Origin of the sequence: Neisseria sp. HMSC070F02, from assembly GCF_001814225.1 — a bacterium.
Classification (GTDB): Bacteria; Pseudomonadota; Gammaproteobacteria; order Burkholderiales; family Neisseriaceae; genus Neisseria; species Neisseria meningitidis.
The window spans coordinates 1-9,172 of record NZ_KV815385.1; the positions used below are offsets into that span (position 1 = coordinate 1).

Consider the following 9,172-nt stretch of genomic DNA (forward strand, 5'->3'; position numbering starts at 1 on the left):
TTTGTAGATAAAGGTCTCCTGTTAAAACATAAATTAAGTATCCATATATTCTATCTTTAATTATTTCATTATTTTCTTCATTTTCTTCATCTAAAAATATACATCTTTTTAATAGTTCCCCATTAAATTCATAAACATCGTAATAAGCTTTAAAAATAGATATCATATCATTTCCTTATCTTCCATAAATCGGCTTCGGTTGTTTAAATACCGCCCGTGCCAATTACCGTTCTCAAATTCAAATTGGGCTTTTAGGTCTATAACAAAGAAAAAGCCTTGGCAGGATAAACCTACCAAGGCTTTTTATTAAAAAAAACGCTCTATTACTGTGTCTAAAAATGCAAAAAAAGTAACCATCATAACCCTTTTGCCAAAATCAATATCATCTTCCGATGAATGAATTGACGGTATATAAGAAAGAATTAATAAGCTCATAAACCGGTAAGAAAAATCAGTAACAAAGATTTTCATTATTAACCATTCTTAAAAATGATCACGTTCGTTTGGGTAATTATTATACCCTTTTCCCTCTTATTACTAAAGCACGAATGACTTTAAAGGACGCGCCCAGAGACAAGCCGAAAAGGCATATCTCATCCGCCAAACAAAATGCCCGCCAATCTACTCCGGAGGGCAGTTCAACACCCTGTCAATCCTTCATCAGCCAGTATTGCAAACCGATTAATGTCTTGCCGTCTTTAATTTCATCGTTTGCCAATGCCTGACGGACTTCTTCTTTCGACATCAATACGGTTTCCGTAATCTCGTCTTCGTCATTGGCAAGCGTACTGCCCAAACGCACGCCTTCCGCCTCGAACAGATACATTTTTTCGTTGCAAAAACCGACCGCCGTATAAAAACTGTAAAGCAGGCGTACGCTGTCGGTGGTATAAGGCGTTTCTTCAGCCAGTTCTCGTAAAGCGCATGCTGCCATATCCTCGCTCGCCACATCCAGCTTGCCCGCAGGAAGTTCCAATGTCGCCTGATTTGCCGCATAACGCCACTGCCGCACCAAAACCACTTTCCCCTCGTCCGTAACCGCCAACACGCATGCCGCACCCGGATGGCGGATGACGATACGCTGCCCTTCATTGCCGTTGGGCAACCTGACCTTATCCCTGCTGATACTGACGAAACCGCCCTCGTAAATGGTTTCGCCGCCTAATTTTACTTCCCTCAAATCCACTTCATATCTCCTTTCCGTTTCCTATTCTGCCGTTCAATCTTCACGCTTGCCGCGCTCGATTTCCACGCCAACCTCGCGCACGCCTTCCAAAATACCCGGCTTGACGATTTTCACGCGCACCCACACCGCGCCGAAATATCCCAAAACCAAATCGGCAATATATTCCGCCAACGCTTCCAAAAGCAGGAAATCCTGTTCTTTCAGATGTCGGCGCAGCGTTTCGCATACCTCGGCATAATGCACCGTATTGGCAATATCGTCGTCCGAACCCGCTTTCTCGGGAACACCGATGTCCAAATCGACAATCAGGGTCTGCAACCGTTCGCGCTCCCAGCCGTACACGCCGATAAGCGTATCCGCCTTCATACCGTGCAAAAAGATTTTATCCATAATCCGCCCCGTTTTTTGCTAAAATAACCGCACCATTCTAAGTAAAGTACCGCAAATGTTCAACATATCGGCTGTTGCCGTTTCCTATCTGATCGGCTCACTTTCTTTCGCCGTCATCGTGTCCAAATATTACGGCATGGACGACCCGCGCACCTACGGATCGGGCAATCCGGGGGCAACCAATGTTTTACGCAGCGGCAAAAAAAAGGCGGCCGCGCTGACGCTCTTGGGCGATGCCGCCAAAGGTTTAGTTGCCGTTTTGCTTGCACGCGTGCTTCAAGAACCGCTCGGTTTATCCGACAGCGCAATCGCGGCCGTCGCACTCGCCGCGCTGGTCGGGCATATGTGGCCGGTGTTTTTCGGATTTAAAGGCGGCAAAGGCGTGGCAACGGCATTGGGCGTGCTTCTGGCACTCTCTCCTGCAACTGCCTTGGTCTGCGCGTTGATTTGGCTTGTGATGGCATTCGGCTTCAAAGTATCCTCCCTTGCCGCATTAACCGCCACAATCGCCGCCCCCCTTGCCGCACTGTTTTTTATGCCGCATACTTCTTGGATTTTCGCAACCCTCGCAATCGCCATATTGGTGTTGCTCCGCCATAAGAGCAACATCCTCAACCTGATTAAAGGCAAAGAAAGCAAAATCGGTGAAAAACGCTGATTCGGCATTTGTTTTCCATTACGTCATGCCGTCTGAAACCATGTTCCCGCGTTCAGACAGCATTTCCGCACAAACGGCTTTCATACCATGCTCAGTTACAGACACGCATTCCACGCCGGCAACCACGCCGATATGCTCAAACACTTTACCTTGTTTTTAGTGCTGCAATATTTCAACCGCAAAGACAAGCCCTACTGGTACATCGACACGCACGGCGGCGCGGGTGTGTACAATCTCGAAGGCAGCGAGGCGCAGAAAGTCGGCGAATACCGGCAAGGCATCGCCCTGCTCCGACAGGCGCAAAACCTGCCTGCCGAACTCTCTGACTTTGCCGCGCACATACAAAAAATCCTGCCCTCGCCCGAACTTTACTGCGGTTCTCCGTGGCTGGCACAATCGCTGACCCGCGTCGGCGACAAATTACGCCTGTTTGAGCTGCACCCCACCGACTTTGTCCATCTGCAAAACAATATGGGCGAAGCAGGATTGGGCAAACGCGGACAAGTGTTGCGCGAAGACGGTTACAAAGGGCTGATTTCCCTGCTGCCGCCCCCGCCGCGCCGTGCCGCCGTCCTCATCGACCCGCCTTACGAGGAAAAACAGGACTACTGGCGTGTAACGGAAACGCTGAAATCCGCTTTAAAACGGTTTGAGTCCGGCTGTTATCTCATCTGGTATCCCTGCCTCAGCCGCGAAGAAAGCCGCAAGCTGCCCGAAGAACTGAAAAAACTCGTTCCCGACAACTACCTTCACGCCGAACTGCACGTCCACGCGCCGAAAGCCGACGGTTTCGGTATGCACGGCAGCGGAATGTTCGTCATCAATCCGCCCTATCTGTTGGCGGAACAATTGGCGGCAAACCTCCCCGCCCTGACGCGGCTGCTGGCGCAAGACGAAGGCGCGCGCTACCTTTTGGACAGCAAAATCCGCTGACCCCGATGCCGTCTGAAACCCTTCAGACAACATCTCCCGTCAAATAAACAAAACCGGACGATATACCGGCAGTCGGCACTTTTAAGAATAAATATCCCCTCATCCGCCTGCCGCGTTCCGACTTGCCCCATGCCGTTTTTTTACACTACAATCCCCTAGACTATCCTGCAAAACGCACCAAAGGAATACGCCACAATAACCTGCCGCCTTTCAGACGGCACAAACCTTTCCGAAACGAGCAAACTATGGACACACTGACCCGATTCCTCCCCGAACACCTGCAACAAAACCAGCTGCCCGAAGCACTCGGCGGCGTTTTACTGTCCGTTGTTTCCGCCTGCACCGAAATCAACGCCAAAGTCCGCCTCGGCGCACTGGCCGGCGTATTGGGTATGGCGGGCACGGGCAATATTCAGGGCGAAGACCAAAAAAAACTGGATGTTATCGCCAACAACATCATGATTGACACACTCAAAGCCAACCCTGCCGTTGCCGGTTTGGCAAGCGAGGAAGAAGACTCTTTCGTAAGTGCCGGTGAAAACGGACGCTATCTCGTCCTATTCGACCCTTTAGACGGATCGTCCAATATTGATGTCAACATTTCCGTCGGTACAATTTTCTCCATCCTTGAAAAACCCGAAGGCGCATTGGCAACCGAATCATTCCTTCAAACGGGCAGACAGCAGCTTGCCGCAGGCTATATCCTCTACGGGCCTCAAACCCAGCTCGTATTCACATTCGGACACGGCGTATATATGTTCACGCTCAATGCCGAAAACGAATTTGTGCTGACCAAAGAAAAACCGAAAGTACCCGAAAGTACCAAAGAATTTGCCATCAATATGTCCAACCGCCGCCACTGGCTGCCCCCCGTCCAACAATACATCGACGAGCTCTTGGCGGGCGAAACCGGCACGCGCGGCAAAAACTACAATATGCGCTGGGTAGCCAGCATGGTTGCCGAAATCCACCGCATACTGATGCGCGGGGGCGTGTTCATGTATCCGCAAGACAAACGCGACCCGTCCAAACCCGGCAAACTGCGCCTGATGTATGAAGCCAATCCTATGGCCCTGATACTCGAACAAGCCGGCGCATCGGCAAGCAACGCCCGTCAGGACATACTCGGCATCCGTCCCGAAAGCCTGCACCAGCGCGTCGCCGTCATTATGGGCAGCAGCGAAGAAGTGGATTACCTCAACCGCCTGCATTCAAAATAAAAGGCAGCCTGACCGATAAAGAAAGGCGGCAGCGCGCATCCGACGCTGCCGCCGATATTTCGTTTATAGCCTTAAAAAGATAGAAAACCACCTTTCCGAACGGCAAAAATGCCGTCTGAAAAGTTTTCAGACGGCATTTTAAAAATTAAAGCCCGAATTTATTTGCCCGCTGCTTTTTGCAGGATGGCGTACAACTCGTCTTTCAGTTTCAATTTGGCTTTTTTCAGCTCATCGATGGTTTCCGCACCGCTGGTAACCGGATTGTTGACCAGACCGGTAATTTTATCGTCCAGCTCGTTGTGTTCGTCGAACAGACGGGCGAAGCGGGAATTTTCCTGTTTCAATTTGGAAATCAAATCACGGTATTCTGGGAACATATCGCTTTCCTCTCTTGGTTTACGGTTAAAAAGTCAAACTGAATCTTTACATTAATTATAACAAAGATAATATTTTTATCCAGTGTTTTATCGGATACGGCAAAATTTTCTTTTAACACCGCCGTCCGGTTGATAAAAACGTTGACAATATCACGCTTTACGCATAAATTTTCAGCCTTTCCTACTGTATAGTGGATTAACAAAAATCAGGGCAAGGCGACGAAGCCGCAGACAGTACAAATAGTACGGAACCGATTCACTTGGTGCTTAGCACCTTTAGAGAATCGTTCTCTTCGAGCTAGGGCGAGGCACAACGCCGTACTGGTTTTTGTTAATCCACTATATATGAAAGGCACGCCCCAGTTTCCCCAATGTGGATTTTCAGCGCGTGCAGTAGAGGTGCTGACCCAATTGGCAGACCCTTTGCTTTTGTTAATATCCTAGAAAACCCAGAAATTCGCAGTACTCTACCACTCATCGCCAATCGGCCAACCTTTCCACAGCTTTGGGTTAATGGTGAGTTAATCGGTGGTAGTGATATTATCCTACAAATGTACCAATCAGGTGAGCTAAAACCACTCATTGAAGAGCATAGCCCAAAGGTCTGATTACTTAATATCTTAAAATAAATATCAAAAAAGACTGCTGATGACATTAGCGGTCTTTTTTTGATGGTCAAGATTGATAGTTTGGATTGAATTATTTAGCCATATTAAATACAATAATCAGCATGCCTTGTATGAATCATCAATCAAACTCAGGCGAAGGAGTGCTTGTGGCTAAAACATATTTATTGACTGCATTGATAATGTCTATGACAATCTCTGGATGTCAAGTCATCCATGCCAATCAAGGTAAGGTTAATACTCATTCTGCTGTCATCACAGGTGCAGACGCTCACACGCCTGAACATGCAACGGGACTGATCGAACAAAAGCAGGTGATTGCAAGTGATTTTATGGTAGCGTCAGCCAATCCATTAGCAACACAAGCTGGCTATGATATCTTAAAGCAAGGCGGTAGCGCTGCAGATGCGATGGTGGCGGTGCAGACGACACTAAGCTTGGTAGAGCCACAGTCGTCAGGCTTGGGCGGTGGTGCATTTGTGTTGTATTGGGATAATACCGCCAAAACATTGACCACATTTGATGGGCGTGAGACGGCACCGATGCGTGCGACGCCGGAATTATTTTTGGATAAAGATGGTCAACCATTGAAATTTATGGAAGCGGTGGTCGGTGGTCGCTCGGTGGGTACGCCTGCTATCCCTAAACTGATGGAGACAATACATCAGCGATACGGTGTATTGCCTTGGGGAAAATTATTTGATACACCGATCCGCTTGGCAAAACAAGGCTTTGAGGTGTCGCCAAGGCTTGCCATCTCGGTTGAGCAAAATCAGCAGCATTTGGCACGCTATCCAAAAACAGCCGCTTATTTTTTGCCGAATGGTGTGCCGCTACAAGCAGGCAGCTTGCTGAAAAATTTAGAATTTGCTGACAGTGTTCAGGCGTTAGCAGCTCAAGGTGCAAAAGCTCTGCATACTGGTAAATATGCCCAAAATATCGTTTCAGTTGTCCAAAATGCTAAGGATAACCCCGGTCAATTATCCTTACAAGATTTATCTGATTATCAAGTGGTGGAACGCCCGCCTGTTTGTGTGACTTATCGTATTTATGAAGTATGCGGTATGGGTGCACCAAGCTCAGGTGGGATTGCTGTGGGTCAAATTTTGGGGATTTTAAATGAATTTTCACCCAATCAGGTGGGGTATGATGCTGAAGGTTTACGTCTCTTGGGCGACGCTTCTAGGCTTGCGTTTGCGGATCGTGATGTATATTTGGGCGACCCTGATTTTGTACCAGTACCCATTCGCCAGTTGATTTCTAAAGACTACCTAAAACATCGCAGCCAGCTGCTTGAGCAGTCGGATAAGGCATTGCCTAGCGTATCTGCAGGCGATTTTATTCATGAGTGGGTGTCCTCACAAGCGATTGAGTTACCTTCTACCAGTCATATATCAATTGTGGATAAGGCGGGCAATGTGCTATCAATGACGACTTCCATTGAAAATGCGTTTGGCTCAACTTTGATGGCAAATGGCTACCTGCTGAATAATGAGCTGACAGACTTTAGTTTTGAGCCAATAAAGCAGGGCAAACAGGTCGCCAATCGTGTCGAGCCCGGCAAGAGACCACGCTCCTCAATGGCACCAACCATCGTATTTAAAGCAGGCAAGCCTTATATGGCAATCGGCTCCCCAGGTGGTAGCCGTATCATTGGCTATGTCGCTAAGACGATTGTGGCACATAGTGACTGGAATATGGATATCCAAGATGCCATCAGTGCACCCAATTTATTAAATCGCTTTGGTAGCTATGAACTAGAAACGGGTACAACCGCCCTCCAGTGGCAACAAGCATTAAATGATTTGGGCTATAAGACTGACGTGCGTGAGCTAAATTCAGGTGTTCAAGCCATTATTATCGAGCCAAGCAGGCTGGTTGGTGGTGCCGATCCACGCCGAGAAGGTCGAGTGATGGGTGATTAGAGGTGAAGCTTGTATTTTGTGAATTTGACCGCATTAAGTTAATATTAAAATAGGGGGAAATTGTGAGTAATCAAACAAAAATACAAGCCATCAAGCAAGCTTCTGAGCAGATCTTCGCAATTTGTGAGACGCCAAACACAGCATTACAAGCCATTCATCTGATTTTAAGACATGGTGGGGCAGGAGAGTTGTCTTGGCAAGTGGTGTATCAGCGGGTTATGGCTGATAAAGATGTGGTTGGTGCTGGTTATTTGATTGATTTTGCACAAACTGCCGAAAATTTACCATTTGATGTATTGCCTTTGGGTAGCCTTGTACTAACATAAAGGTAATGAGACGCTAAAAACCAGCATGTTAAATAAATTACCTGATAATGCCAAAGAAAATTTACGCATTATGGACTATCTGCCTTAGGTTTTGAAGTATTTTTTTATACAAAAAACACTCATGATACCCTGATTACACAAAGGAGCCGAGAACATGTTTTCAAAAAGCGTTACCCTCGCACAATATGACCCCGATTTGGCAGCAGCCATTGCCCAAGAAGACCAACGCCAGCAAGACCACGTCGAGCTGATTGCCTCTGAAAACTACGTCAGCTGCGCCGTAATGGAAGCGCAAGGTTCCCAGCTGACCAACAAATACGCCGAAGGCTACCCCGGCAAACGCTACTACGGCGGCTGCGAATACGTCGATATTGTCGAACAATTGGCGATTGACCGCGTCAAAAAACTGTTCGGCGCGCAATACGCCAACGTCCAACCGCACTCCGGCTCGCAAGCCAACCAAGCCGTGTACGCTTCCGTTTTAAAACCAGGCGACACCATTTTGGGTATGTCTCTAGCGCACGGCGGCCACCTGACCCACGGCGCGAGCGTTAATATTTCCGGCAAACTCTACAACGCCGTTACTTATGGCTTGGATGAAAACGAAGTGCTCGATTATGCCGAAGTGGAACGCTTGGCTCTCGAACACAAACCTAAAATGATTGTGGCCGGTGCGTCTGCCTACGCGTTGCAAATCGACTGGGCAAAATTCCGCGAAATCGCCGATAAAGTCGGCGCATACCTCTTTGTCGATATGGCGCACTATGCCGGTCTGGTTGCCGGCGGCGAATATCCCAATCCCGTGCCGTTCTGCGACTTCGTTACCACCACCACCCACAAAACCCTGCGCGGTCCTCGCGGCGGCGTAATTTTGTGCCGCGACAATACCCACGAAAAAGCGTTGAACTCTTCCATCTTCCCAAGCCTGCAAGGCGGTCCGCTGATGCACGTCATCGCCGCCAAAGCCGTAGCGTTTAAAGAAGCGTTGCAACCCGAGTTCAAACAATACGCAAAACAAGTGAAAATCAATGCTGCCGCCATGGCGGAAGAACTGGTCAAACGCGGTTTGCGCATCGTTTCCGGCCGCACCGAAAGCCACGTTTTCCTCGTCGACCTGCAACCGATGAAAATCACCGGCAAAGCCGCCGAAGCCGCTTTGGGCAAAGCGCACATCACCGTCAACAAAAACGCCATTCCGAACGATCCGGAAAAACCCTTCGTTACCTCCGGCATCCGCATCGGTTCCGCCGCCATGACCACACGCGGTTTTAACGAAGCCGACGCGCGCGTATTGGCGAACTTGGTTGCCGACGTATTGTCTAACCCCGAAGACGAAGCCAACCTCGCCAAAGTCCGCGAACAAGTAACTGCTTTGTGCAATAAATACCCCGTTTACGGCGCGTAAGCCTTTTTAAAAATATTCCGCCAAGCAATCCAATGCCGCCTGAAATCTCATAATGTTTCAGGCGGAAACCTTTGCAAAATCCCCCAAAATCTCCTAAATTCCCACCAAGACATTTAGGAGATTTCT

General features: G+C 48.5%; 9 protein-coding genes and 1 pseudogene. 7 read left to right on the forward strand and 3 right to left on the reverse strand.

All coding sequences use genetic code 11. The features are described 5' to 3' along the window. Positions 1-649: 649 nt before the first annotated feature. Together HMPREF2959_RS03245 and folB are read right to left on the reverse strand one after the other, a co-directional pair. A complete protein-coding gene (locus HMPREF2959_RS03245; RefSeq protein WP_002243503.1) occupies positions 650-1,186 on the reverse strand; it encodes an NUDIX hydrolase in 537 nt (178 codons plus the stop codon). A 33-nt stretch (positions 1,187-1,219) separates the two neighbouring features. Continuing rightward, positions 1,220-1,576, reverse strand: a complete 357-nt coding sequence (folB, locus tag HMPREF2959_RS03250; RefSeq protein ID WP_002221051.1) for a dihydroneopterin aldolase — start codon at positions 1,574-1,576, stop codon at positions 1,220-1,222. 55 nt (positions 1,577-1,631) lie between these two features. Between folB and plsY the strand changes: the two genes are divergently transcribed. The 3 genes from plsY to HMPREF2959_RS03265 all read left to right on the forward strand — a co-directional run bounded on the left by plsY (position 1,632) and on the right by HMPREF2959_RS03265 (position 4,387). Then, positions 1,632-2,234 (forward strand): glycerol-3-phosphate 1-O-acyltransferase PlsY, encoded by a 603-nt coding sequence (plsY, locus tag HMPREF2959_RS03255; protein WP_002227201.1) that lies wholly within the window; start codon positions 1,632-1,634, stop codon positions 2,232-2,234. An 87-nt stretch (positions 2,235-2,321) separates the two neighbouring features. Then, positions 2,322-3,167 (forward strand): 23S rRNA (adenine(2030)-N(6))-methyltransferase RlmJ, encoded by an 846-nt coding sequence (locus HMPREF2959_RS03260; protein WP_002227199.1) that lies wholly within the window; start codon positions 2,322-2,324, stop codon positions 3,165-3,167. 245 nt (positions 3,168-3,412) lie between these two features. Next, positions 3,413-4,387, forward strand: coding sequence for a class 1 fructose-bisphosphatase (locus tag HMPREF2959_RS03265; protein ID WP_002234846.1), 975 nt, complete (start codon positions 3,413-3,415; stop codon positions 4,385-4,387). A gap of 158 nt (positions 4,388-4,545) precedes the next feature. On the opposite strand, the gene HMPREF2959_RS03270 is transcribed toward HMPREF2959_RS03265, so the two are convergent. Continuing rightward, positions 4,546-4,764 (reverse strand): HP1242/YdcH family protein, encoded by a 219-nt coding sequence (locus HMPREF2959_RS03270; RefSeq protein ID WP_002213659.1) that lies wholly within the window; start codon positions 4,762-4,764, stop codon positions 4,546-4,548. A gap of 345 nt (positions 4,765-5,109) precedes the next feature. Here HMPREF2959_RS03270 and HMPREF2959_RS03275 point away from each other — a divergent pair. From HMPREF2959_RS03275 to glyA, 4 genes and pseudogenes are all read left to right on the forward strand, one after another. Then, positions 5,110-5,372 (forward strand): annotated as a pseudogene (locus HMPREF2959_RS03275) (glutaredoxin family protein). A 167-nt stretch (positions 5,373-5,539) separates the two neighbouring features. Further along, positions 5,540-7,315 carry a gamma-glutamyltransferase gene (gene ggt, locus HMPREF2959_RS03280; RefSeq protein ID WP_002235738.1) on the forward strand — a complete coding sequence of 592 codons (1,776 nt, stop codon included), beginning with the start codon at positions 5,540-5,542 and terminating at the stop codon, positions 7,313-7,315. A gap of 62 nt (positions 7,316-7,377) precedes the next feature. Further along, complete coding sequence (locus tag HMPREF2959_RS13165) at positions 7,378-7,641, forward strand: hypothetical protein (RefSeq protein ID WP_002255552.1); 264 nt, start codon at positions 7,378-7,380, stop codon at positions 7,639-7,641. A gap of 154 nt (positions 7,642-7,795) precedes the next feature. Beyond that, complete coding sequence (gene glyA, locus HMPREF2959_RS03290) at positions 7,796-9,046, forward strand: serine hydroxymethyltransferase (protein ID WP_002235737.1); 1,251 nt, start codon at positions 7,796-7,798, stop codon at positions 9,044-9,046. Positions 9,047-9,172 lie beyond the last annotated feature (126 nt).